Source organism: Desulfosporosinus acidiphilus SJ4 (assembly GCF_000255115.2).
GTDB lineage: Bacteria > Bacillota > Desulfitobacteriia > Desulfitobacteriales > Desulfitobacteriaceae > Desulfosporosinus > Desulfosporosinus acidiphilus.
This window is the reverse complement of record NC_018068.1, coordinates 3,441,351-3,467,212: the sequence shown is the minus strand read 5'-3', so window position 1 is coordinate 3,467,212 and position 25,862 is coordinate 3,441,351. Positions and strand designations below refer to the sequence as shown.

26 protein-coding genes and 1 pseudogene are annotated in these 25,862 nt (G+C 43.0%); 23 read left to right on the top strand and 4 right to left on the bottom strand.

Translation table 11 applies throughout. From position 1 onward, the window contains the following. Positions 1–146: 146 nt before the first annotated feature. Positions 147–1,750: pseudogene (locus DESACI_RS15855) on the bottom strand (IS1182 family transposase). Between the two features lie 285 nt (positions 1,751–2,035). Here DESACI_RS15855 and spoIVB point away from each other — a divergent pair. The 19 genes from spoIVB to DESACI_RS15765 all read left to right on the top strand — a co-directional run bounded on the left by spoIVB (position 2,036) and on the right by DESACI_RS15765 (position 20,510). Continuing rightward, positions 2,036–3,298: a SpoIVB peptidase gene (gene spoIVB, locus DESACI_RS15850; protein WP_041276107.1), complete on the top strand. Its 1,263-nt coding sequence runs from the start codon at positions 2,036–2,038 to the stop codon at positions 3,296–3,298. A gap of 205 nt (positions 3,299–3,503) precedes the next feature. Further along, entirely contained in the window at positions 3,504–4,322 is an 819-nt protein-coding gene (gene spo0A, locus DESACI_RS15845) for a sporulation transcription factor Spo0A (RefSeq protein ID WP_014828210.1), read from the top strand. Positions 4,323–4,807: 485 nt separating this feature from the next. After that, positions 4,808–6,538: a sigma-54 interaction domain-containing protein gene (locus DESACI_RS15840; protein WP_014828208.1), complete on the top strand. Its 1,731-nt coding sequence runs from the start codon at positions 4,808–4,810 to the stop codon at positions 6,536–6,538. Between the two features lie 298 nt (positions 6,539–6,836). Beyond that, a complete protein-coding gene (locus tag DESACI_RS15835; RefSeq protein ID WP_014828207.1) occupies positions 6,837–7,904 on the top strand; it encodes a Glu/Leu/Phe/Val family dehydrogenase in 1,068 nt (355 codons plus the stop codon). Between the two features lie 49 nt (positions 7,905–7,953). After that, complete coding sequence (locus tag DESACI_RS15830) at positions 7,954–8,196, top strand: 4Fe-4S dicluster domain-containing protein (protein WP_014828206.1); 243 nt, start codon at positions 7,954–7,956, stop codon at positions 8,194–8,196. Further along, positions 8,168–9,241, top strand: coding sequence for a 3-methyl-2-oxobutanoate dehydrogenase subunit VorB (locus DESACI_RS15825; RefSeq protein ID WP_014828205.1), 1,074 nt, complete (start codon positions 8,168–8,170; stop codon positions 9,239–9,241). Before DESACI_RS15830 ends, DESACI_RS15825 begins: the two co-directional genes overlap by 29 nt. Further along, positions 9,238–9,987: a thiamine pyrophosphate-dependent enzyme gene (locus DESACI_RS15820; RefSeq protein ID WP_014828204.1), complete on the top strand. Its 750-nt coding sequence runs from the start codon at positions 9,238–9,240 to the stop codon at positions 9,985–9,987. The genes DESACI_RS15825 and DESACI_RS15820 overlap by 4 nt, the downstream gene beginning before the upstream one ends. Beyond that, on the top strand, positions 9,987–10,535 hold the full coding sequence (locus DESACI_RS15815) for a 2-oxoacid:ferredoxin oxidoreductase subunit gamma family protein (protein WP_014828203.1): 549 nt from the start codon (positions 9,987–9,989) through the stop codon (positions 10,533–10,535). Before DESACI_RS15820 ends, DESACI_RS15815 begins: the two co-directional genes overlap by 1 nt. Positions 10,536–10,541: 6 nt before the next feature. Continuing rightward, positions 10,542–10,715, top strand: a complete 174-nt coding sequence (locus tag DESACI_RS24600; protein ID WP_158310191.1) for a hypothetical protein — start codon at positions 10,542–10,544, stop codon at positions 10,713–10,715. A gap of 208 nt (positions 10,716–10,923) precedes the next feature. Next, a complete protein-coding gene (locus DESACI_RS15810) occupies positions 10,924–11,460 on the top strand; it encodes an NUDIX domain-containing protein (protein ID WP_014828202.1) in 537 nt (178 codons plus the stop codon). Continuing rightward, entirely contained in the window at positions 11,460–12,629 is a 1,170-nt protein-coding gene (locus tag DESACI_RS15805; RefSeq protein WP_014828201.1) for an endonuclease Q family protein, read from the top strand. Before DESACI_RS15810 ends, DESACI_RS15805 begins: the two co-directional genes overlap by 1 nt. A gap of 33 nt (positions 12,630–12,662) precedes the next feature. Beyond that, complete coding sequence (locus tag DESACI_RS15800; RefSeq protein ID WP_014828200.1) at positions 12,663–13,262, top strand: stage II sporulation protein M; 600 nt, start codon at positions 12,663–12,665, stop codon at positions 13,260–13,262. Between the two features lie 235 nt (positions 13,263–13,497). After that, the gene (gene ald, locus DESACI_RS15795) at positions 13,498–14,613 is read left to right on the top strand and encodes an alanine dehydrogenase (RefSeq protein ID WP_014828199.1); all 1,116 of its coding nucleotides are present in this window, start codon (positions 13,498–13,500) and stop codon (positions 14,611–14,613) included. A gap of 228 nt (positions 14,614–14,841) precedes the next feature. Beyond that, entirely contained in the window at positions 14,842–15,066 is a 225-nt protein-coding gene (locus DESACI_RS15790) for a hypothetical protein (protein ID WP_014828198.1), read from the top strand. Between the two features lie 99 nt (positions 15,067–15,165). After that, the gene (gene xerD, locus DESACI_RS15785; protein ID WP_014828197.1) at positions 15,166–16,062 is read left to right on the top strand and encodes a site-specific tyrosine recombinase XerD; all 897 of its coding nucleotides are present in this window, start codon (positions 15,166–15,168) and stop codon (positions 16,060–16,062) included. A gap of 49 nt (positions 16,063–16,111) precedes the next feature. Continuing rightward, a complete protein-coding gene (locus DESACI_RS15780) occupies positions 16,112–17,284 on the top strand; it encodes a phosphopentomutase (protein ID WP_014828196.1) in 1,173 nt (390 codons plus the stop codon). Between the two features lie 15 nt (positions 17,285–17,299). Next, positions 17,300–18,601, top strand: a complete 1,302-nt coding sequence (locus DESACI_RS15775; protein ID WP_014828195.1) for a pyrimidine-nucleoside phosphorylase — start codon at positions 17,300–17,302, stop codon at positions 18,599–18,601. Positions 18,602–18,668: 67 nt separating this feature from the next. Continuing rightward, positions 18,669–19,160, top strand: coding sequence for a CoA-binding protein (locus tag DESACI_RS15770; RefSeq protein WP_014828194.1), 492 nt, complete (start codon positions 18,669–18,671; stop codon positions 19,158–19,160). Positions 19,161–19,361: 201 nt separating this feature from the next. Continuing rightward, positions 19,362–20,510, top strand: coding sequence for a D-alanyl-D-alanine carboxypeptidase family protein (locus DESACI_RS15765; RefSeq protein ID WP_014828193.1), 1,149 nt, complete (start codon positions 19,362–19,364; stop codon positions 20,508–20,510). Here DESACI_RS15765 and sigF read toward each other — a convergent pair. From sigF to spoIIAA, 3 genes are read right to left on the bottom strand one after another with little or no spacing between them, the layout of a single operon-like run. Next, positions 20,507–21,346, bottom strand: a complete 840-nt coding sequence (sigF, locus tag DESACI_RS15760) for an RNA polymerase sporulation sigma factor SigF (protein WP_014828192.1) — start codon at positions 21,344–21,346, stop codon at positions 20,507–20,509. The two genes, DESACI_RS15765 and sigF, sit on opposite strands and share 4 nt — an antisense overlap. 11 nt (positions 21,347–21,357) lie before the next feature. Next, complete coding sequence (gene spoIIAB, locus DESACI_RS15755; protein ID WP_014828191.1) at positions 21,358–21,795, bottom strand: anti-sigma F factor; 438 nt, start codon at positions 21,793–21,795, stop codon at positions 21,358–21,360. Continuing rightward, positions 21,795–22,139, bottom strand: coding sequence for an anti-sigma F factor antagonist (gene spoIIAA / locus DESACI_RS15750; RefSeq protein WP_014828190.1), 345 nt, complete (start codon positions 22,137–22,139; stop codon positions 21,795–21,797). The genes spoIIAB and spoIIAA overlap by 1 nt, the downstream gene beginning before the upstream one ends. Positions 22,140–22,409: 270 nt before the next feature. On the opposite strand from spoIIAA, the gene spoVAC reads away from it, so the two are divergent. Genes spoVAC through DESACI_RS15730 form a run of 4 tightly spaced genes read left to right on the top strand, consistent with a single transcriptional unit; the run spans position 22,410 to position 25,856 of the window. Then, positions 22,410–22,877 (top strand): stage V sporulation protein AC, encoded by a 468-nt coding sequence (gene spoVAC, locus DESACI_RS15745; protein WP_014828189.1) that lies wholly within the window; start codon positions 22,410–22,412, stop codon positions 22,875–22,877. Positions 22,878–22,932: 55 nt separating this feature from the next. Beyond that, a complete protein-coding gene (spoVAD, locus tag DESACI_RS15740) occupies positions 22,933–23,940 on the top strand; it encodes a stage V sporulation protein AD (protein ID WP_014828188.1) in 1,008 nt (335 codons plus the stop codon). A 13-nt stretch (positions 23,941–23,953) separates the two neighbouring features. Then, the gene (gene spoVAE, locus DESACI_RS15735; RefSeq protein WP_014828187.1) at positions 23,954–24,316 is read left to right on the top strand and encodes a stage V sporulation protein AE; all 363 of its coding nucleotides are present in this window, start codon (positions 23,954–23,956) and stop codon (positions 24,314–24,316) included. 46 nt (positions 24,317–24,362) lie between these two features. Beyond that, the gene (locus DESACI_RS15730; RefSeq protein ID WP_014828186.1) at positions 24,363–25,856 is read left to right on the top strand and encodes a spore germination protein; all 1,494 of its coding nucleotides are present in this window, start codon (positions 24,363–24,365) and stop codon (positions 25,854–25,856) included. Positions 25,857–25,862: the final 6 nt, after the last annotated feature.

The following is a 25,862-nucleotide window of genomic DNA, read 5'->3' as shown; positions in this document are numbered from 1 at the left end:
TTTCTAAAGTAGCAAGCGATGCTCCCTTTTTCTTTTTCCCTTGAAAGATATTTATTGGTTTGATTGAAATGCTTAATCTCTACTTTCTTCTTAAATTTGAGTATAACAAAATAAGCCTTCAGGATTAGGCCGTTTTTCTCTCCTTTTTATGCGGTTTTTAGTGGATGAAGGGGTTTCCCAATTCGTTCATTTTGTATTTTAGAGTGAAGTTTATTCACGTTATACCCAAAACACAGCAGCATAAATTCAGTTTTCACACTGTTTTTGCCTCGTGTTAGAAAGCGGTTGAAGTTATAGTCATTTTTGAGGACCCCAAAGGCTCCTTCAACCTGTATGGACCGATTTACTCTTAGCAGTATTCCTTCTTTGGTTGTGATGTTTCTATACGAGATCTGGCGTTTGGCCACAAACGTTTTGGATACTTGCATTCGTCGATTGCCTTTAGCTTTTGTACAGCGACTTTTACACGGACAGTCACTGCAGTCTTCACATTCATAGACTGTTATTTCGGACTGGTAACCGGTTGCTGATGTTCGATGAGTGATTCCAACGGGTTTGAGTTGTTTTCCATTATGACACGTGTATTCATCGATTTCCGCATTGTAAGCCATGTTTTCTCGCTTACTAATATCTTTTTTGAAGCTCTTCTTTTTCCATTGTTCATAGGTCTGTGGCTTTATGTAGCAGGTCTGATGTTTTCCTTCGAGATAAAGATAGTTCTCTTCGCTCTCATAACCAGAGTCTGCGGTAACATTCTCATAATGCGCCTGTAGTTTTGATTCAAGCATATTTAAAAAGGAATTAATGTGGCTATGTCGTTACGATCCTGGAAGATCCCAACCCCTGTTACATATTCGCTTTCCACGCCAATCTGGACATTGTAAGCCGGCTTTAACTGAGCATTGCGCATATGATCATCTTTCATATGCATGAACGTTGCATCAGGATCGGTCTTAGAGTAGCTATTTCTTCCTTCGAAGAATTGGTGATGTGCATTGTACTTTTCTTGCCGGGTATAGAATTCCTTCAGGCTTTCTATAAATTTCTGCAGCTTTGATTTCCGTTTTCCAATACCGTGAACAAATTCAATCTGCTCTTGCTGACATTTTTCTTCTAGGTAAGAGATAGCAGTCTTAAGATCCTTAAGTAACGTCTCTTTGGTTACGTTGAAGTCCTTTAAATAGGTCAAATTGATCTCCTCAAGACAAGACTGAATTTTCAAGAACATCTTTGCCTCATTTTTGTTAACGACTTTTTTCCAGACAAAGGTATAACGGTTAGCACTGGCTTCAATTTTTGTTCCATCGACAAAGAGGTTCTTAAACTCTACTTCACCAAGCTCATGTAAATGCTTTACCATTTGGAAAAAGAGGTCTTCTATGGCTTCCTTCAGATAGTCTTTTCGGAATCGAGCAATGGTGCTGTGGTCAGGTGCTTTGCATCCTGCCAATAACCACATGAAGTTAATGTCTCTTTTACAGGCGACTTCAATTTTTCGGCTGGAGTAAATGTTATTCATATAGGCATAGGTCAATACTTTAAACAGGATTTTGGGTTCGACTACCGGTTTTCTTCCAGTGGAAGAGTAGGCCTTATACAACGCTTCGTAATTTAATCCCTCCAAAATGTGGCTTAGTAGTCGAACGGAGTCATCCTCTGGTATTAACACGTTAAAATTAAATGGCAAAGCTAATTGATAGTGTCCACCTAATTCGTTATAATTCTTAGTGTGTAATTTGGTTTTTAGCATAACTTAAATTATACGCTAACTGCGAGTTCTTTGGGACCCGCAGTTTTCTATTTTTAGTAAGAAAAAGGGCCGTTGCTTGCGAACTATTTTAGTTCGTTTTGCAACGGCCCCTTTTATTTTGTTGTCATTGTTGCCAAGGATTAAAAATATGGTACGAAATTTACAGGATGAAATGCGAGAAATTTGGATAGTTTAAGATTAGAATTCACTTAAACTTAATAAAACACTCTAAAATGAGGAAAATGGAAGAAAAATGGGGAGACTAGAGTGGAGGGTGATAAGAGAGTGAGAAAATCAAGAATCCTTGTATTGTTCGGCCTCTTGTTCTGCACCTTCCTATGTCTGAATCCTGGGTTCCAACAGTTCGTGGAGTTTCCTGAGCAAAATCTTACTCAAAATCAGCAACTGGAACCACAGTTTCACGGATTATGGGCTCGAATTATTAAGGAAGAAAGAGTCGTTTCCAATCCGACCATCTCAGTTTCTTCCAGAGGATTAGATTCCGGGATTTCAGAAAAAATTGACGTGGTTTATAAACTCTTTGGGATTTTCCCTATTCGCTCCGGTGAAATTGAAGTTATGCCCCCGATGAAACTCATTCCCGGCGGCCAATCTATTGGAGTTTCTTTACAGACTAAAGGAGTTTTGGTAGTAGGCCAAGCAGCAATTGAGGATAAAGCGGGACATAAAGTATTTCCTGCTAAAGAGGCCGGCATCGAAGTGGGAGACACTCTCTTGAAAATTAATAATCAAGAGGTTCGCACAGATCAAGATGTTTCTAATGCCGTTAATTTGGCGGGCCAAGAAAACGGAGTGGCACATGTAATTTATAAACACCAAGGCCAAATTTTAGAGAAGTTTATCAAACCTTTATTTTGTGTGGAAACAGGGCGCTATAGAGTAGGATTATTCGTTCGGGACGAAGCAGCAGGAGTTGGAACACTTTCTTTTATTGATCCGGTGACAAAACAATATGGAGCTTTAGGACACGTTATTACAGATGCCGACACAAATCAGAAACTAGAAGTTTATAATGGTAAAATTATGGCTTCAACCATTTATGCAATTCAAAAAGGAAAGCGTGGGCATCCTGGAGAAAAAATCGGTTCATTTGTCACGAACTCCTCATTTTCCGGTACTATTGAAAAAAACACCATCACAGGCATTTTTGGCAAACTCAGAGGGCAACTTGCTAATCCCTATTATAAAGAAGCAATCCCAGTGGGTTGGGAATCAGAGGTAAAAGAAGGACCTGCCAAAATCTATACCGTAATCCAAGGGGAAAAAATTGAGGAATTTGATATCAATATTGATCGTGTTATGTATAATCGGACAGATAGTAAAAATATGATCGTCAGAGTAACGGACCCAAGACTGTTGGAAGCTACAGGCGGTATCATTCAAGGCATGAGCGGCAGCCCAATTGTTCAGAATGGTAAACTAATCGGCGCCGTTACTCATGTTTTTGTTAATGACTCCACTCGCGGATACGGAGTGTTTATTCAAAACATGATTAATGAAGGTATAAATAATAAAGAGGCTGCCTGAGACACTCAGCAGTGTTTGGTTGATGCAGAAAGATATAATTGATGGTAGGTTAAACTTTCTGTTAATAGAAAAATGATAAGAAGTGACTAAAGAGTCGCTTCTTTTTTTATATAATATCAGATTTATCTTTGATAAAAGAAGGAGTATGGAAAACAATTGTCGAAATTATAGCTACATAATTTTTGAGAATGAGGAGGATCCTGGGATGCAAAGGCCTATTCGAGTCTTACTAGCAGATGACAACCGGGAATTTGTAGAAATTGTTAAAGATTTTATTGAACGGCAAGAGGATATGAGCCTTGTAGGAGTAGCTTATCACGGGAACGAGGCTCTTGAATTAATTGCACGTGAGGAACCCCATGTAGTACTCCTAGATATTATAATGCCTCATTTGGATGGTTTAGGAGTTTTGGAAAAGCTTCAAGTGATAACTCCAAGACCCAAAATTATTATCTTAACTGCCTTTGGGCAAGAATCTATGACTCAACGAGCCGTAAATTTAGGCGCTAATTATTACATACTTAAACCATTTGATTTAGAAACGTTAGGAAAGCGCATACGTCAACTGCAAGATGATTTCCCGGATAGTTCTGCGCAACTTTCAAATTCAGCGGCAAACAATAAAACTATAAGTGCCCAACCAATCTCTGCAAGTATTCTTCCTCCGACTTCCAAAAATCTCGAAGTGGAAGTAACTCGTATGATTCATCAAATGGGGGTTCCGGCTCATGTTAAAGGTTATCAATATCTGAGAGATGCGATTGTCAGCGTTGTTCAGGAAGTATCCTTACTTGGTGCTGTTACCAAAGAACTGTACCCGATGATCGCGGAAAAATACCAGACGACCCCCAGTCGTGTAGAAAGAGCAATTCGCCATGCCATTGAATTAGCATGGGATCGGGGAAATGTAGACTTTATGAACCGCTTTTTCGGATATACTATCAACATTGATCGGGGAAAACCGACGAATTCGGAATTTGTGGCGATGGTTGCCGATAAGCTTCGTATGTCGATGATGTATTAATTCGAAACGGAATTCAATAGATAATCAAGGAATCGGACTCGATTAAGTTCTCATTTTAACAAATAATTCTTCCCAAACATCTCTATGTTGAAGTACTTGGAGATGTTTTTTATTAATTACCCATAATTGTATTTTTTGTACCGTGATAGTATTGTTTCATATGGAGACTATATTGGTATGTTTAATAAAAATAAAATATTAATCCAGAGGTTCGTATGGATATAAAAGAGATAGATTTTAATTCAAGAGATGAAGCCAATAACTGTCTAAAAGAATTATTATCGGAAGATGCCTTTAACTATCAATTATAGCGCTAGTCTTTAAGCGCAAGAAATGGTTCTAGAATCTTACTACCTTAGTGCAAGAAATTGCCCGGCAGGATTCTGCAAACCAACAACGAATATAAAAGTGACTATTCAGAAACCGCTCAGTGGTCACTATTGATTAGGATTGACTGTGGAAAAGTTTCACATAAGGAGGCAGGTATGTTCAAACGGCATGAACTAGAGAAAATAGCAACTGAGACGAATCAAGCAATTATCGGAATTAATCTCCTAAATGAAATCGTTATCTGCAATTCCCAAGCTGCAGAATTCATGGGGTTTCCTTCTGAGGAGATTCTTGGCAAAGATTTGTGGCAGATTGTGCCGGATGACCCTTTGCCTTCTATTCGAGACTCCCGCAGGATGGAGTTTAATAGATTCAGCAGAATGGGAAGCAAAATGTTCATAGCCAGTAGATTGCCGTTTCAAGATGACCTCGGAAGAATTATCGGAGCTGTCGCATTTTTGCAGGATTTAACCGAATATCAAACGCTGAAAGCCAAGATACATTCCCTGCAGGAAATTAGAACCTTGTTGACTGCCATTATTGATTCTACGCAAGATGCAATTTCCGTAGTAGACGAGAATGGATTTGGATTTTTAATTAATCAGGCCTATACCAGACTGACAGGATTTACATCAGAAGAGATTGTGGGCAAACCTCCGACGGTTGATATCGCGGAAGGAGAAAGCATGCATCTAAAAGTGGCCAAAACTCGTCAGCCTGTCAAAGGGGTATTTATGAAAGTTGGCCCAAAGAGGAAAGAAGTCATTGTTAACGTTGCTCCGATCATGATATCCGGACAATTTCGCGGTAGTGTCGGAGTACTGCACGATATCTCCGAAATTCATAAACTCTCGGAAGAATTGGAAAGGGCAAAACGTATCATTCGCCATTTAGAGGCTAAATACACCTTCAGTGATATTGTCGGGGAAAGTGATGCCATCAAGGCTGCGATAGCTCAAGCGGAACGTGCTGCCGGGACGCCGGCAACAGTGTTGCTGCGAGGGGAAAGCGGTACTGGCAAAGAATTGTTTGCCCACGCCATTCATCGTTCCAGTGATCGTCAAAAAGGCCAATTTATTCGAGTCAATTGTGCAGCCCTAGCAGACAATTTGCTGGAAAGTGAATTATTTGGTTACGTTGAAGGGGCTTTTACCGGTGCAAAACGCGGGGGGAAAATCGGCCTTTTCGAGGAAGCGAATGGGGGAACTATTTTTCTTGATGAGATTGGAGAGATCAGCCTAAATCTCCAAGCGAAGTTATTGCGGGTGCTTCAGGAACGAGAGATCGTCAGGGTAGGAGACAATAGGGCCTTTCATGTTGATGTACGTGTCATCGCCGCAACCAATGCCAATCTGGAAGCTGAACTTAGGGCGGGGAGATTCCGTGAAGATTTGTATTATCGACTGAATGTTGTTCCGGTTATTATTCCTCCTTTGCGACAGCGGAAGGAAGATATCCCCTTACTGGTCCATCATTTGATTGCCGGTTTTAATCAGGAATATGGCAGATGCGTAGAAAAAATAAGTCAGGAGGCCTTACAGATTTTAACAGGCTATCACTGGCCGGGAAATGTGCGGGAATTAGAGAATATTTTAGGCAGAGCGATCATTAATATGAAAATTAATGAAACTGTTGTTGAGATGCAGCATTTGCCTGTATTGCCGCTTCCCAACTTGAACCCCGTAGAATCGCGGATGCATGAGTTGCAAGATATTTCATCTCAGGAAGAAACTATGGGATTTGAAGCCCTGCAAAGGCAATGGGAGCGAAATTTGCTGCTTACTGCTTTGCAAAGAACCGGAGGCAACAAAACAAAAGCTGCTCAACAGTTAAAGATGTCAATTCGCAACTTTTATTATAAGCTGGAACGACATGCTTTAATTTGAGTCCTGCTCGTTTTAAGGAGCCTTGACTTAGTACGCCTCGAGTTTGCAAAATATTGCAAATATATGTCTGAACAATCATGCTTGCACACAATTGCAAGCATGATTGTTTTTGCAGACATATTACATAATCTTCATGATCAAGCGCCTTCTCTTGAAAATCATAATGCCCGTAATATCAGGCATTTCTCGGGATATGCTTGAAGACAAAAAATTTTTTAAATTGACATATTTCTGGCACCTCAATTGCAACTGAACATTAGCAACGATTCGATAAAAAATCACCTAAGGGGGAACAACAGTGAAGATTTTTGAATACTTGGAAAAATACGATTATGAACAATTGGTGATTTGTCAAGATGAGACTTCAGGTTTAAAAGCAATTATATGTATTCATGACACAACCTTGGGACCCGCACTTGGGGGAACACGGATGTGGAATTATGAATGCGAAGAGGATGCGATTCTTGATGCTTTGAGACTTGCGCGAGGGATGACCTATAAAAATGCTGCTGCCGGTTTAAATCTTGGTGGAGGTAAAACAGTTATCATTGGGGATTCTCGAACTCAAAAAAGCGAAGAGTTATTCCGTGCATTCGGGCGGTATGTACAGTCTCTGAATGGCCGTTATATTACGGCTGAAGATGTGGGTACAACCGTTCGAGATATGGATTGGGTGCATCTGGAATCTAATTTCGTAACCGGTGTGTCTTCTTCCGGTGCTTCAGGAGACCCTTCTCCCATGACTGCGCGAGGTGTTTGGAAAGGGATGAAAGCTGCAGCCAAAGAGATGTTTGGTGACGATTCTTTGGAAGGAAAAACTATTGCCATTCAGGGGTTAGGGCATGTCGGCTATTATTTGGCCAAGCATCTGCGGGAAGAAGGGGCTAAACTTATCGTAACAGACATTCATGAGGATGCAATTAAGCGTGTGCTCAATGAAATGGATGCCACCGTTGTAGAACCGGAAGAGATTTTTGGCGTCGATGCCGATATATATGCTCCTTGCGCCATGGGTGCAGTTATCAATGACAAGACAATACCTCAATTTAAATTTAAAGTTATTGCCGGTGCGGCTAATAATGTGCTTCTCGAAGATCGTCACGGGGACAAACTCCACGAGTTAGGGATTCTTTATGCACCGGATTATGTTATTAATGCCGGCGGAGTTATTAATGTTGCCGACGAGTTAGAAGGGTACGACTATCAAAGGGCTTTGCAAAAGGTTGATACGGTGTATGACAATGTGGCAAAGGTTCTGCAAATTGCTAAACAAATGAATATTCCAACCTACAAAGCAGCTGATCGAATGGCTGAAGAGAGGATTCAACGCTTGGGACGAATCCGTTCAAATTATCTTAGAAAATAGCCCATTACAATTCGTCAGCCTCCCTGGGGATTAGCGAAGGAGGGGAAAAATGCTTAAAGTTGAGTTTGAGGAAGATCGTTGTAAGGGTTGTGAGCTTTGTGCAGATGCTTGTCCGAAACATATCATTATTATGGCCGAACATCTGAATTCAATGGGCTTTCATCCTGCTGTTGTACTGGAACAGGAAAAATGTATTTCTTGCGGGTTCTGTGCCAGAATGTGCCCGGACGTTGTTATTACGGTGCGAAAGGAGGAGAAGGCAAATGGGCAAAGTGCTCTTGAAGGGAAATGAAGCACTGGCAGAGGCGGCGGTACGCGCCGGCTGCCGCTTTTTCTTCGGATATCCGATTACTCCACAAAATGAAATTCCCCATTATCTCGCTAAGCGGCTTCCTGAAGTAGGCGGAGTGTTTGTGCAAGCCGAATCAGAAATTGCGGCAATTAATATGGTTTATGGAGCTGCAGGGAGCGGGGCGCGGGTCATGACTTCTTCCTCGGGACCCGGAATAAGCCTTAAACAGGAAGGAATATCCTATATCGCCGGGGCAGAACTTCCCTGTGTTATTGTTAACATGCAGCGCGGTGGTCCAGGACTCGGGGGTATTCAGCCGGCTCAATCTGATTACTTTCAAGCCGTCAAAGGCGGAGGACATGGGGACTATCGCATGCTCGTCCTGGCTCCGGCTACCATTCAAGAAATGGTGGATTTAATGGGAAAAGCTTTTGCTCTTGCTGATGAATACCGCAATCCGGTGATGATCTTAGGAGATGGGATTCTCGGACAGATGATGGAGGCGGTTGAGCTGCCGCCGGAGGATCAACAATTGGAAATTCCGTCCAAGCCTTGGGCAACCACCGGGGCAGAAGGAAGAAGTCCGAATTTAATTAATTCACTGTTCCTGGATCCGCTCGAACTCGAGAAACATAATCTGCATCTACAGGATAAATATGAACGGATGAACAAAGAAGTTATGTGGGAAAATTATAAAACGGACGATGCAGAATTGCTGCTTGTTGGCTACGGATCTGCAGCACGGGTGGCCAAAGCGGTTGTAGATCAAGGGAGAGAGCGAGGAATAAAAGTCGGGTTGTTCCGGCCCATCACTTTATTTCCTTTCCCCAAAGATGCTCTCCAAAAGGCCAGCAGCCATGCAAATAACGTTTTAACGGTAGAAATGAGCTCGGGCCAACTGGTTGAGGATGTGCGCTACAATTTGGAGTTTAAAGTGCCGGTGCATTATTATGGACGAGTTGGCGGCATGGTTCCGGCAGCCCGTGATGTTCTGGCTGAGGTTGAACGCTTGGTGAATCTGAAACGGGAGGGGAAAGAATCATGATGACCGTTTTTGAACGACCGAAGTCGCTAACCTCTGCGAAGACACACTATTGCCCGGGATGCACTCATGGGATCATTCACCGCCTTGTGGCGGAAGTCATTGATGAACTAGGGGTTCGGGAAAAAACTATCGGAGTTTCTCCGGTGGGATGTTCGGTTTTAGCCTATAACTATTTTAATTTGGATATGCAGCAAGCAGCTCATGGTCGTGCTCCTGCAGTGGCCACTGGAATTAAGCGGGTTCACCCGGATAAGGTTGTTTTCACTTACCAGGGTGATGGAGATCTGGCTTCCATAGGAACTGCAGAAATAATCCATGCTGCAACCAGAGGGGAAAAATTCACGACGATTTTTGTCAATAACGCAATTTATGGTATGACGGGAGGACAGATGGCCCCCACTACACTCTTGGAACAGGTAAGTCAGACCTCTCCGCAAGGCCGAGACCCATTGACTCAAGGATATCCAATTAGAATGTCGGAAATGCTTGCTACCATTGATGGCGCTGCTTTTATTGCCCGTGTTTCGGTGCATAATCCTCAAGAGGTCGCTAAAGCCAAAAAAGCAATCAAAAAAGCCTTTGAACTTCAACTGGCAGGCAAAGGGTTTACCATGGTGGAAGTTCTGTCAACCTGTCCGACGAACTGGGGTTTTACTCCTAAGGAAGCCTTAAAATGGTTAAGTGAAAAGATGATTCCTGTTTATCCCCTCGGTGTGAAAAAATTACTTGAGGAGGGGGGATTCTAATGCTGCAGGAAATTATACTGGCAGGTTTCGGCGGGCAAGGGGTTATGTCAATGGGGCAATTGCTGGCCTATGCGGGACTTGAGGAAAATAAGTTTGTGAGCTGGATTCCTTCTTATGGTCCGGAAATGAGGGGGGGAACGGCAAATTGTTCGGTAACCATATCCGATGCAGAAGTCAGTTCTCCGATCATTACGGAACCAAATACCCTCATAGTCCTTAACCGTCCGTCTTTAGAGAAGTTTGAAAAGGACGTTCGACCCGGAGGATGGGTGCTCCTCAATTCTTCCCTTATCGATATAGAACCTAGTCGGCAAGATCTTAAGGTCTTAAAGATCCCTGCCGATGAAATTGCCAATGAAAGATTTAACAACTCTCGAGTAGCCAATATGATAATTCTTGGAGCATATATTCACTTGACAGGTGCCGTGAGTTTGGAATCGGTGGTAGGTGCTCTTAAAAAAGTCCTGCCGGAGTACCGTTATCATCTTATTCCTCTCAACCGCCAGGCCTTGGAACTGGGGATTGAATTAGCTCAAAATGCTGTATAGAGAACGATGGTTTTTGCCAAGGGTTGTGGCAAAATGAATTTGCTGAACATCGGGGCTTCGGCGACGAAGGTGTCCTGTGGACAGTTTCGCCGAAAGCGCCTAGTAAAAACAAATGCTATCGCGCTGAAGGATGGACTCTACCCCCAGCAAAGCAGGGGACGGGGACCGCTCCGCCGATAGAAGTGGGAGTCTTATGATTTGATGAAAAAGGCCTGAAAGGCGTTAATTATTTTTAACGTCCTTTTAGGCTCATTTTTTTACGAACTATTTTCTGAAGTTGTTTTGCTACGACCCGACCACTTGAAAAAGGAAAAAGATTTTTGTTGTTTTGTATTCCTTACCGAGATGGAATAAAATAGTGACAGACCATCTGAAAGAAGGATAGATCATGAACGAAAAGAAAAAACTAGCAGAAACACGTCTTGAGGGGGAAGTGCTTTTTGAAGGGCGCTTACTCCGTTTGGAACGTGATAGAGTTAGGCTTCCCAATGGAACGGAAGCGTTACGGGAAATTGTCAGGCATCCCGGAGCTGTAGCTGTTATTGCCTTGTATGAACAAGAACTTCTTATGGTTCGCCAGTTTCGTTATCCTGTTGGCCGTGAAACTTTGGAAATTCCCGCTGGAAAGATCGATCCTCAAGAAGCTCCTTTGGCTTGTGCTATTAGAGAACTGCGCGAAGAAACCGGTTATAGAGGAACTATGGAGGAAATCGCAACGTTTTACACCACGCCAGGCTTTTCGGACGAAGTGATGCATGTTTTTCTGGCAAGTGATTTAAGCTGGGATCCGTTGACAATGGATGATGATGAATTTATTGCTTTAGAAAGAATTCCTTGGGCCGAGGCGTTAAAGCTTGCCCGAAATAACGGGTTTATAGATGCCAAAACGATCCTGGGGATTTTGTTGGCTGAGGGACATATTTGATGATTTATGCTGATTTACATATTCATATTGGGCAAAGTCTTGATGGTAAGGATGTCAAGGTTACTGCTTCGAGGTCTCTGACTCTTCCCAATCTTATAGAGATGGCTCGGAATGTTAAAGGTTTGACCTTGATAGGGATTGTAGATGCCCATTCACAGGGTGTCCGGCGTGATTTCAGAACGCTGCTGTCTGCAGGACAACTCTCTTCCCTGGCAGGTGGCGGATATACTGCAAGAGGCTTGATCATTATTCCGGGGCATGAAATTGAATTGCAAATTGGGGAAGGGAATGCTCATTTTCTAGCCTATTTTCCCTCTATAGACCACGTTGAACGATATGTTCAAGAATTACGGCCTGCTATAAAGAATTGGCAGCTTAGCACTCAGAAAGGGCATCTTCCAATTGAACTGTGGCTGGAAGCAGTTCGCAGGGCCGAGGGGATTTGGTTTCCTGCTCATGCCTTTACTCCTCATAAAGGAATTTATGGCAACTGCTGCCGCCGCTTGGCAGATGTCTTGCCTGTTCTTCCCCTGGCGCTGGAAATCGGTTTGAGTGCTGATAGAGCAATGGCTAAGAGTATTGGAGAACTGGAGAACGTGGTCTTATTTAGTAATTCCGATGCTCACTCCCTGGCTAACGTTGCCCGGGAATATAATTTACTGGAAGGCGTTGAATCCTCATTTAAGGGATTATGTGATTTGTTGAAGAAAAACTCGGTAGGAACGGTGCGAAATTATGGTTTGCCTCCGAAAGTAGGGAAATATCATCGTACCTATTGTTTAAGCTGTGAACAAGTTGTCTTAACTGCCCCGCCTCAATTATCGTGTCCGGTCTGCGGAGATCATCGCGTTGTCGTGGGTGTTTTGGATCGCCTGGTAAGTATTGCAGATCAACCGGTGAAGGATTACGATCCGTCGCGCTATGTCTATCATGTTCCCTTAATGCGTCTCCCGGGAATCGGACCTAAAATGTATCAGCGATTACTTAACAGTTTCGGAACGGAAATGGCTGTCCTGCATGAAGTTACTGAGGCTGAGTTGCTCCCGGTAGCCGGTGAAAAAGTAACGCGTTTGATTTTAAAGGCTCGTCATAATGATTTGCGATTTATTTCCGGTGGCGGCGGTGAATTTGGCAGAGTTTTGGACATACTTCCCGACCGAAAGGAATAAAATTCCATATAGGATAGGGAAGGAGGAACTGGCGTGTGGAAGAAACTAGGTGAACATATTCGTAACTATTGGGTTATTTATCTAACCCTTTCCGGTGTCTACCTGGCAGGGGCAGTGTTTGGCGCCTTGGGGGTTAAAGCTTTGGGTGGGACGGAAGCTTCTCAATTGGGGAATTTTCTCGATACACTTCTGAAAAATCAGCCGGTAGATTTAAATCCTATATTTCTGGGACAATTAGCGAGAGATGTTTTCATAGTTATGACGGGAATATGGATTCTGGGACTTACCATCATCGGAGCCCCATTGATTTATCTTATAGTATTTACACGAGGTTTCATTCTAGGTTTCACAATAAGTTTTATTATTGGCTTTAAAGGAATGCTTGGTCTTGGTTTGATCGTTATTACCGTATTATTGCCTGCTCTTCTGGGAATTCCGCTGCTGCTTTTGGGGGCAGGCTTAGCAACGATCTTCTCATTTCTATTGTTAAGGGGAAAAGCTCGAGGAGAATCCTTGCGTAGAGAGTTTCTGTATTATACGGTTGCTGCGGCGTTCGTTTGTCTTGGGGCGGTATTTGTAGGGGTCACTCAAGGTTATTTATCGGTTTTAGGTGTACGAGTTTTTGGACTATAATATTCAATCATGCAAGATAATGCAGTGCATAAAAATGCATGCAATTAAATGCAGGTTTTTAAGACTTCAGAACCTTCATATTCTTCAAATGCTTAGAGATAATTCTATACAACAGATTGGAACTAGCCTTTCTAACGATAATCTTTTGATAGTAAATTAGTTGGCTTGCTTCTGGCACGAGAATTGCATTATAATTAGCAAAGTTAGGAATAATGTTAAAATGGAGGTTTGCATTATGCTAATTGGAGTACCAAAAGAGATTAAAAACAATGAAAACCGTGTAGCTATTACTCCAGCGGGTGTCCACGCTTTTACTTTGACCGGACATCAGGTTCTCGTGGAAAAATCTGCCGGAGAAGGCAGCGGAATCACCGATGAGGAGTATATGAAGGCTGGTGCCCAAATTTTGGATTCTGCGGCCGACGTTTGGAATGCGGATATGATCATCAAGGTTAAGGAACCTATAGCTTCTGAATATGATTATTTCAAACCCGGACAAATTCTTTTTACTTATTTACATTTAGCTAATGAACCGGAACTAACCAAAGCGCTTATGGAAAAACAAGTGGTAGGAATCGCCTATGAGACGATTCAACTGGATAATGGTTCTTTGCCTCTGTTGGTTCCCATGAGCGAAGTGGCCGGACGCATGTCAATTCAAATAGGCGCTCAATTCCTGGAAAAACACTACGGCGGAAAAGGAATGTTATTAGGTGGGGTTCCCGGAGTGTCACCGGCGAAAGTTACCATTATAGGCGGCGGGATTGTTGGCACAAACGCTGCTAAAATGGCTGTTGGCTTAGGCGCTAATGTCATTTTGGTTGAAAAGAGTGCCCAGCGGCTTCGAGAAATTGATGACCTTTTTAACGGTCGGGTTAAAACTCTGATGTCCAATCCTTATAATATTGCTGTCAGTGTCGCCCGAGCAGATTTGCTCATTGGAGCTGTGCTGATACCCGGAGCTCGTGCTCCGCACTTGGTCACTGAAGAAATGGTAAAAACTATGACCCCGGGCAGCGTGATTGTCGATGTAGCTATCGACCAAGGCGGAAGTATCGAAACCATTGATCGGGTTACTACCCATAGTGATCCGGTTTACATTAGGCACGGTGTGGTGCACTATTCTGTAGCAAATATGCCAGGCGCTGTTGCCAGGACCTCAACCTTTGCTTTGACGAATGTTACGATGGGTTATGCCTTGGACATCGCCAATAAAGGATATTTTAAAGCGATTCAAGAAAACCGATCTCTGCGCAAAGGGATTAACGTTATTAAGGGTAAACTAACCTATAAAGCTGTAGCCGAATCATTAAATATTATGTATACCCCTTTAGAAGAAGCTTTGCTCTAATTTCTAACCTTTGTATTTGATAAAAGCAATATAAGCTGCTAAGGTTAATCCGAGTGGAATCCTGAGGTGGATTCCACTCTTTTTCGTACTATACCATCACCCCCCTATGCCCCTTTGCTTGCCTATGCGATAGTATCCTTAGTAAGGCGGGAGGATACGAACTTGCGATTTCCTTAGGGATATGGACAATCTGGAGCTGCATAGGCTTTAAGGATAGGAGGTAGAGGCATGCCAAAAAAATATTGGAGAGATTTTTTCTTATATTTGGGTCGAGTATTTCTCCTCCTGGTTCTACTCGCTGTGTTGCTTCCCAAGCTTGCCATTATCTGCAATGTTTGGATTTCATCAATGCTTCATAATGATAATAAGCCGTTGGGAAATCCGATGAAGGTTGAAGCACCTGGATGGACAAAATCTGTATTGCAGTTATTTCCTATTTCCAAGGAGGAGTGAGAATTTCCTTCAAAGTTCGTAGGGAACAAGGAAAAGCGCCTGCCGATGTAGAATTCAAAAAATGAGGCATCTGAGTATGGTAGCAAAGAAGGGGATTGAATGACCTCCACTGAAGAGCTTATGAAACAGTACTTAACTTATTTACACGTCGAACGGGGACTTTCCTTGAATACTCGTCAGGCCTACGAGCGTGACTTGCGTCAGCTTGTTGTTTTTCTGGAACAAAGGGGAACTGATATTTTAACTTGCGAGTCTAATGACCTCTTCTTGTTTCTCTTTCAATGGAAAGAACAGGGGAAGTCTCCTCGAAGTATTGCCAGGTGCAATGCAACGTTACGAGGTTTTTTTGCGTTTCTTTTAGATGAAGGAAAGAGGGTTGATAATCCCAGCGAATATCTTGTAACACCAAAGCTAAATCAATCTCTGCCGAAGGTGTTGCCTGAAGGGACAATGGATAGACTATTAAAAATCAGTGAATCAACGGATTATGCTTATCGAGATCTTGCAATGCTGGAAATCCTCTATGGCAGCGGCTTGAGGGTCTCGGAATTAATTAATCTCCGTGTCAATGATATATCGTTGGACGTTGGTTTTATTCGCTGTATAGGTAAAGGAAATAAGGAACGCATTGTTCCTTTGGGAGAACCTGCTATAGAGGCTGTCAGGAGTTACCTTAATGGCCCAAGAAAGAGAATGTGCTCTAAGACGGCGAGTGATTTTTTATTTTTAAATTCTCACGGCCGTCCTCTTACTCGTCAAGGAGTATCCTTTATTTTAAATAATTGGGGTGTCTCCCATAATATTGCGAGGAAAGTTTCCCCACATATGTTTCGACATAGTTTTGCAACTCATTTGCTGGATCACGGCGCTGATTTGCGTTCCGTGCAAGAACTGTTAGGACATGCGGACATTTCTACAACTCAGATATACACGCATTTGACAAGAAAACGTTTGTTAGAAGTTTTTAATAAGTCACATCCCCGTGCTGAGCGGTGAATTCAATCAACTAAAGCTATTTTTCAAGTCGATTTTGGAGGCGAGACTAGTGACACGCAGTATTATTATTGTCTTAGATAGTGTCGGAATCGGAGAAATGCCCGATGCTTGTAATTATGGTGATGCGGGGAGCAATACTTTACATAATATTGCCGAATATATGGGGGGATTAGAACTTCCTAATCTTGAAATGCTCGGACTGGGAAACATTCATCAGATCAAAGGGGTTCAAGCTCAGGCACACCCCAAAGGCTGTTATGGCAAAATGGCTGAGGCCTCACGAGGGAAGGATACTACCAGCGGCCATTGGGAAATAGCGGGAGTTATTTTAGAGAGAGCTCTTCCGACGTTTCCCCAGGGATTTCCTCAGGAGTTTATTAAACGTTATGAAGAGGCAATCGGCCGGGGGGTTATTGGCAATGAAGTTGCTTCGGGTACAGAAATCATCCAGCGCTTGGGAGAGGAGCATGTGAAAACGGGTAAACTCATTGTTTATACCTCTGCGGATTCGGTTTTTCAAATTGCTGCCCATGAAGAGGTTGTACCTTTGCCGGAATTGATGCATTATTGTCAGACGGCCCGTGAAATGCTGACCGGAGATCTGCAAGTTGGCCGAGTGATTGCGCGCCCATTTCTCGGACAAGCCGGCGAATTTTATCGAACTGCAAACCGGCATGATTTTGCTTTAGAGCCTCCCCGTAAAACATTGCTGGAATATATTTCCGAACAGGGCCTAACAGTTAATGCCGTAGGAAAAATTCATGATATTTATGCAGGGAAGGGGATTACTGACTTTTGCCCAACTAAAAACAATAGGGAGGGCATTGATAAGACCATAGAATACATGGGCCACGAACATGATGGCTTGATTATGACAAATCTTGTAGATTTCGATATGGTATATGGTCACAGAAATAATGCGGAAGGATATGCCCAAGCATTGAAGGATTTTGATCAACGCTTGCCAGAGATATTTAAACGTTTAAAACCTGACGACTTACTGATTATTACAGCTGATCATGGCTGCGATCCGACCACTCCCGGAACCGATCATACGAGAGAGTATGTCCCTCTCCTCGTTTATGGGCTCAGGATAAAAGGTGGGGTTAACTTAGGCGTAAGGCCGACGTTTGCCGATTTAGGGGCGACCGTTGCAGAGTTTTTAGGAATTGATCCTTTGCCTGCAGGAAAAAGTTTCTTAGCTGAAATTAAAAATGGTTGATGGAGTGATTTTTATATGAGAATGGTTGATTTAATCCAAAAGAAAAAACGAGGGGAATCTCTAACGGCCGCTGAAATTAACACGATAGTACAGGGATATGTTAAAGGCGGAATCCCTGACTATCAAATGTCGGCATGGCTCATGGCTGTTTACTTTAAGGGTATGAGCAAACAAGAGATTGCCGACCTGACGTCAGCATTTGTGGATTCCGGAGATAGAAATGATTTATCAGCCATTCACGGGATCAAAGTTGATAAACATTCCTCGGGCGGAGTGGGCGATAAGCTCAGTCTGGTCATTATTCCCCTTGTAGCCTCTGTTGGGGTGCCGGTTGCTAAAATGTCCGGAAGAGGATTAGGCCATACCGGCGGCACCATAGATAAATTAGAGTCGATTGAAGGCTTTAATACTGTCTTAGATCGGGAAGCATTTATTCATAATGTTAATACGCATAAGATGGCTATCGTCAGCCAAAGTTCTAATTTAACGCCGGCAGATAAAAAGATTTATGCTCTGCGCGATGTAACGGCTACTGTAGACAGCATTCCCTTGATTGCCAGTAGTATTATGAGCAAAAAGATAGCCTCAGGTGCCGATTGTATTGTACTTGATGTAAAGGTTGGTTCGGGAGCTTTTATGAAATCTATTGCTGAGGCTGTTGACCTAGCTAAGACAATGGTTGAAATAGGCAAATCATTGAATAGAAAAACCATTGCTGTTGTAACAGATATGAGTCAACCCCTTGGCCATGAAGTAGGGAACGCCAATGAGGTCAAGGAAGCTATTGAAATCCTGAAAGGACAGGGAGCAGAAGACGAAACGGTTGTAGCTTTGACTCTGGCATCCTATATGACGGTTCTCGGGGGGGCCTTTGATGACTTTGATACTGCCTACACGGAACTCAGCCAAATCCTTAAAACAGGGCGGGCTGTGGAAAAGTTCAAAGAGCTGATAGAAATCCAAGGCGGAAATTCGAAGGTTGTTGATAACCCAAGTCTGCTTCCGCAAAGTAAATACCATACTGAAATAAAAGCACTGTCCGATGGATATGTTTCGGCGATTGATGCAGAAAAAATAGGTATTACAGCGATGCTGCTTGGTGCGGGAAGAAAAGAGAAAGAAGATCCCATAGATTATTCTGCTGGGGTCACCATGGTGAAGAAAGTTGGAGATAAGGTCAACGTGGGAGACACTATTGGTATTTTACACACCAATAGCGAAGGTCATGAAGAAGCTGTTGACCTATTTAATAAGGCCTATGTTTTCAGCAAAATAATGCCCGAATCACATCAGTACATTTATGAGGTCATCCATTAACCATAGCCATTCATAAATTTCTCTTCTCCACGTATATGATAAATAAGGCGCTGGGAGGAGGAAGTTTATGGTGCGAGAGAAAACGATTTTTCCATTTACCGAAGGGATTACAACGGCTGATACGTTCGCTGTTTTGGGAAATGCCCAAAAGTTTAAAACTCACAAACATGCTTGGAAAACCTGGAAGACTTTAAAAGAATTTGGCTGCCTTGCCTATCCTGTGGCAGATGATCTGAAAAGACTTGATGGGAGTAAAGTATATCCAAGTGTAACCGAACTCAAGGGTAAAGTAACGGTCGTTGTGCCTTGCTTACTGCCGGAAAATTTGCCGTCACTTGTCTCAGAAGTTATTCTTGCCGGGGCCGAAAAGATTTGGTTTCAGGAGCAAACATGGAGCCAAGCCTTTCAAGAGGAATGCGAGAAACAGGGAGTTCAGGTCATCAGAGGATGTGTCCTTCGGCATAAGAGGTATCCGGCATTGAGCTTGTGTTACCTTAATCCTTGCTATTGGCACGGATTAAGAGATTTGAAAGTTCCCGCGAAACGCTCCCTAAGATAGAATAATTCGCTTTTGCATGTCTAATTATTTAATAAAGGTGTTGTTACTCCACTGTAGTAGTGAAGTGACAACACCTTTTGTTATTTGTAGCCATCTAGGTTTTTCGCAAGTTCGTTACAAGCCCAGTTTTCTTTATGCGCATTTCAATATAATTTTCCTTTTCGGGAATAATAACATCAAATTTAATGAGGAGGAGTTAAGATGCGCAAAGGATTGGCTGTTGTTTTTGCTTTCATGCTTGTACTTAGCAATATAGCTTTTGCTAATGTCCGTTCCGTTTGGGGAGCAGAGATTGAGACTGATGCAGCGAGCGCTGTTCTGATGGATGCAGCATCGGGCCGGGTTCTCTATGAAAAAGATATGCATAAAGAGTTGCCGCCTGCCAGTGTAACGAAACTTATGACGTTGCTTGTGGCTGCAGAAGCTATTGATTCAGGGAAGGTAAAACTGACGGATAAAATCACTGCTAGTGAGAATGCCAGTAAATTAGGAGGATCTCAAATTTATCTTGAACCAGGGGAAACGTTTACCTTAGAGCAAATGTTAATTGCCATTGCAGTTGGTTCTGCAAATGATGGTTGTGTCGCAGTGGCAGAACATATTGATGGAACTCATGAAGCCTTTGTGGAAGAGATGAACCGAAAGGCTCAAGCCTTGGGCTTAAAAAACACTCACTTTGTTAATGCTTATGGGTTACCTGCCGAAGGGCATTATACAAGTGCTTATGATTTAGCGGTGATTGCACGAGAGACTCTTAAATATCCGCTGATACGAAAATTGACAAGTATTAAAGAATATGACTTACGTGATGGAAAGTTTAAACTCTGGAATACCAATAAACTCCTTTGGTGGTATCCGGGTGCCGATGGCTTTAAAACAGGCTGGACTAACGAAGCCAAATATTGTCTGGCATCAACGGTTGAGAGGAATGGGCTGAGGTTAATTTGTGTCGTGATGGGAGTTCCTCAGGTTCGAGGGCATTTTGCTGAATCGATGAAAATTTATAACTACGGTTTTGCCAAATATCAATTTAAATCCTTTGCCCCAGTCGGTGAGAAGGAGGGGGTTGTCAAAGTTCATAAAGGAACGGAAGACAGTGTCAATGCCGTGACTGAAAAGGCCTTCGGAGCTACTATTGAAAAGGGAAATGATAAAAATTTCTGGGTCGAGACTAAGCTTAACCCAGAAGTGAGTGCTCCCATTCAAAAAGGACAAAAACTTGGGGAAATTTTGTTATACCGGAATGACGTTTTACAAAGCAGTGTCAATTTGATTGCTGATCATTCTGTAGGCAAAGCCGGCTTAGCAGAACAGATAACCCGTACTCTCAAAGGAGTAATCGGATATTAATGGGGTTCGTTTTTAGAGGATGTGTCTGATTCAGAGTCTGGAACAGATCGTTGATTTGAGCGTTCATCGACCTTGGATAATTCGCGAATTTTCAGGAGAGCTGCACGCTCAATTCTGGATATCTGAACTTGAGAGAGGTTTAGAATTTCGGCAATTTGACTTTGAGTTTTATCTTCAAAAAAGCGCATTAACAGAACACGTTTTTCCCGTTCAGGAAGTTTATCCAAGACTTCATTCAGAGCAATTTTATCAAACCAGCCAGGCTCTGTCCCTTTTTCGGCTGAGAGTTGATCAAGCACATAGATGGGATCGGAGTCATCTTGGTAGAGGGTGTCGTAAATCGATGTCGGGCTTTGAATGGCCTCCAGGGCGGCAACGATCTCGTCACGATCAACCCCAATATTAGCCGCAATTTCTCCGATAGTCGCCTCGCGGCCTAATTTGGAAGAAAGTTCATCTCTGGCGCGGTTAACTTTATATACCAGTTCTTTATAAGAGCGTGGAACCTTTAAAGGGTGATCATCACGAAGGAAACGTCGAATTTCTCCGATGATCATCGGCACCGCATAGGTTGAAAATTTTACGCCATAGGAAAAGTCAAATTTATCAATTGCTTTAATGAGCCCAATGGTTCCTATCTGAAAGAGATCTTCCAGTTCATAGCCTCTGTGGGCAAAGCGCTGGACTAGGTTAAAAATAAGTTTTAAGTTGCAATTTATTAATCTCTCTCGGGCTTCTATGTCTCCTTCCTTGGCAGCATGAAGATTTTCCATCATCTCTTCATCAGAGAGAAGCGGAAAGTGAGGAAGATTCATATCCGTTAGTCGTTGAATCATGTCCGGCCCTCCTAATGGGAAGCATTGGACGTTTGTTTAAGTTGCTTCTTCATGGTTACAGTTGTTCCAATGTCAACCGTTGAGTCGACTTGAAGGTCATCCATAAACGATTGCATGAAGACGAAGCCTAGACCCATCCGTTCCGGATCTGTACTAAAAGCGGGCTGCATAGCCTGTTCAACATTGGGAATACCACATCCTTCATCTTTTACAACAATTTTGAGGGTACTGTCAGTCACTTCTAACTCGAGATAAACAATATGATTAGAGCGGTTATGGTAACCGTGGATGATGGCGTTGGAAACTGCCTCAGAAACTGCGACTTTAAGTTCTTCGATATCATTAAGAGGCAGATCTAATTGGGCTCCGACAGAAGCTATGAGCAACCGCGCAATTCCAACATTTTCGGCGATACTTGAAAATGTGAGGGCTAATTGATTTGATTTCATTATGCTCTCCTTCCTTCCTCATAGGCATGAGTTTCATCCTCGTAAAAATTAATTATTTTGGGTAATCCTGACAACTCCATAATTTTATAAACATGGGGCTGAACATTACTGATTTTAAGTTTTCCTCCTAAGGAGAGTAATTTCTTATATCTCCCCAAAATAACCCCTAATCCGGAACTATCAATAAATTGAACGTTTTGGAGATTGAGAATTACGGTGCGAATGCCTCTTTTCTCAATTTCCTTGTCGATAGCTTGTCTTACAAGATCTGAAGTGTGCATGTCCAGTTCTCCGTCTAAGCGTAAGAACAGGGTAAGGCGCTCTATCTTTTTCTCAAGGTTCAAGACCATCCCCCCTAAATTGTCTGTTTGTTAAGAAAATCTGTATTGATTTTTGTTTACAAAGTAAGCTGAAACTTATTTTAGAGAAACTCATTCTCTCATATTTAAACTATGATTTCGGCTAATAACCATAATTTTCCTGCGTGCTTTTTATAGAATTCTTGGCAAGCTCTGTCGAATGGTCGCGTTCAATATGAATTTTTAAGTATAAAGTATAATTTATACCGTTTTCATTAATAATACAAATTAGTCTATAAAAGGGAGGAAGCCTGAGTGACGAATCAATCTCTCCGCGAACCTACGCTTTCGATTTCACCGGAAGACTATAAAACTCTAGCGAAAAGCTATACTCCCAAGCCAACTATTGTTAAGAATATCTTGCGGGCATTCTTTGTTGGCGGAGTAATTTGTGCTATAGGACAAGTCATTATTAATTTCTTTTCCCTTATTGGCTTAACCCGTGCAGAGGCTTCCAATGCATCTACTGCCACTATGATTTTTTTCGGGGCTCTGTTGACCGGTTTGGGGGTTTATGATGAGATTGGTAAATTTGGGGGAGCCGGCTCGATTGTTCCGGTGACTGGTTTTGCTAATTCTATTGTTTCACCGGCTATGGAATTCAAACGCGAAGGATATGTCCAGGGAGTTGGAGCGAAACTGTTTACAGTTGCCGGTCCCGTTCTCGTCTATGGTATTGCAGCCTCTATCATTATCGGAGTTATTGCTTATTTTATTCATTGATAGTGACCCGGGAATTTGTTCCAAATTTGATCATGAATAGAGATGAATGCGTGATATGGATTCCAAAAGAGCGGGGAACCAAACCGTGGTGTTTGGCAGCCCTCCGGTTATTCTAGCGTCTTATTCGGTCGTTGGCCCGAAAGAAGGTCAAGGTCCTCTTGGCAAGACCTTTAATAAGATTTGGAAAGATCAATTGAATGGTGAAAAATCTTGGGAATTAGCGGAGAGCAAAATGCTCCAAGAAGCTTTGCAGGGAAGTATTGATGAAGCGGGTATTACCAAAGATCGGATTGATTTTATGTTAGCCGGTGACTTGCTGAATCAAATTGTTTCTTCGAATTTTGCTGCACGTCAGATTGCGTTGCCTTTTATTGGGGTCTATGGAGCATGTTCCACCATGGCTTTAAGCATAGCCTTGGGCAGTATGCTGATTGACGGCGGGTTTGCCGAATATGTGCTTATTGGAGTTTCCAGTCACCATGATACAGCTGAGAGACAATTTCGTGCCCCCACCGAACAGGGAAACCAAAGAGCGATGAGTGCTCAATGGACAGTCACCGGAGCCGGCAGTGTTCTCCTCGGTAAACAGGGAGTCGGACCAAGGGTTACTGCAGCAACCATAGGCAGGGTTATTGATTATGGAGAGACGGATGCCAATAATATGGGTTCAGCCATGGCACCGGCGGTGGCAGATACTATTCTTAATCATTTCCAAGATTTGAAGCGCACGGCTCAAGATTATGATCACATAGCTTCCGGGGATTTGGGAACCGTCGGCATAGCCCTAGCCGCTGAAGTTCTTAAACAAAGCGGTTCGGACATGGGAACTGTATTTACGGATTGCGGTATAAGAATATTTGATTCAACTCAGGATGTTCATGCAGGAGGCAGTGGGTGTGCTTGTTCTTCTGTCGTTTTTGCTGGGGACTTGATGCAGAGGCTGAAAGCCGGAGAGCTGAAACGAGTTATGCTGGTAGGAAGCGGTGCTTTACATAGTCCAACATCTGCCTTGCAAGGAGAATCTATTCCTGGTATCGGACATGCAGTTGTTATAGAAGCCTGAAAGGAGTCCCTTGATGTTTAATATGATTTTACCTGCCTTTTTTGTCGGCGGCTTGATCTGTGTTATTGGCCAATTATTGATGGACTTGACGAAACCCTCTTTTACCCCAGCCCATGTATTAGTTACGTTTGTAACTGGAGGTGCCATCCTGGGAGCCTTGGGGATATATGAGCCTCTTGTTAAGTTTGCAGGAGCCGGCGCAACAATTCCATTATCTGGCTTTGGGTACAGTTTGGCTAAAGGCGCCATCGAGGCTGTAGGTAAAAGGGGGATATTAGGAGCTTTGTCAGGCGGGGTTGAGGCTACGGCAGTTGGTATTGCGGCCGCAGTGTTTTTTGGCTATTTAATGTCAATAACCTTTAACCCTAAAGGGTAAGTTGTCTCTAGGCGAATGAAAATACCGTGATTAAGGGAGGTAAGGTATGGATAACAACTCAAGTGAAAAAAACACACCCATCAGTAAAAATTATCAGGAGAATGTGGATTACATAAATAAGGAATTAGGAATTCCGGACTGTTTTGATGCCATTCTCCGGGAGATGTCTATTGGCGGCAAAAAGGTTGCCATCTATTCGATTAACGGAATGGTGGATACCCATGTAGCCAGTTATATCCTAGATGCCTTGATTGACTTGGAACGCTCCGACCTCATTGTCAATGCCTTGGACAAATTAGTTAAAGGACGCATTGTCAATCTACAGGTTACAGAAGTTGAGACCATGGACAAGGTGTTCTATTTTGTTTTATCCGGCCCTATGGCAATTTTTGTAGAGGGGCAAGAAAAGGCAATTATAGTAGATCTGCGGACTTATCCCTCCCGCCAACCCCAGGAACCTGATATTGAACGTGTTACCCGGGGATCTCGTGATGGATTTGTTGAAACCCTAGTCATGAATACTGCCCTAATTCGCAGGCGTTTGCGTGATCCCAAACTGCGCATGAAATTAGTTCAAGTCGGGGGCAGGTCTAAAACCGATGTGTGTATTTCCTATATTGAGGATATTACCAATCCGGAGATGGTTAAGAAAATCCAAGAAGATCTCCAGGCGATTAAAATTGATGGGATTCCTATGGCGGAAAAGAGCGTCGAAGAATTTATCCTTGGCAGCAAATTCTGGAATCCCTACCCCCGGGTAAGGTATACAGAACGTCCGGATGTGGCCGCCATTCATTTATTGGAAGGGCACGTAATTATTATTGTCGATACATCACCATCTGTCATTATGGCGCCGGCCACTTTCTGGAGTCACCTGCAGCATGCGGAAGAATACCGGCAGGAGCCTATTGTCGGTGCCTATCTGCGCTGGATACGTTTTGCAGGTATCTTTGCTGCTTTGTTTCTTCTTCCGCTTTGGCTGGGTGCTGCTCTCAATCCTCAGCTGCTGCCTGAAGGGCTTCGATTTATCGGAGTTTCTAAGCCGGCAAAAATTGGTCTATTTCCTCAAGTTGTCCTCGCAGAATTTGGAGTAGATCTTTTGCGGATGGCTGCTGTCCATACTCCGGCTCCCCTTGCAACGGCTTTAGGTTTAATTGCCGCTTTTATGCTGGGGGACATTGCTGTTAAAGTGGGGATGTTTTCGCCGGAAGTAATTCTTTATGTCGCTGTAGCGACCGTTGCTACCTTTGCCACTCCGAGTTTCGAGCTGGGTTTGGCCAATCGGTTGGCACGTTTATTTATTATTGTATTGACAGGACTCTTTAATTTTTGGGGATTTTTGGTTGGAATGGTCCTTGTCCTCTTTCTTCTCTGGAGAACCAGATCTTTCGGGGTTCCCTACCTTTGGCCTCTGCTGCCCTTTAATCTTAAAGCGATGGGGACAGTTTTGGTTCGGTCGCCGGTTCCCATTAAGAATACACGCCCAAGTATTTTAAAACCTCAGGATCCGATCAGACAACCGGAAGGTAGAAATAAATAGATTATG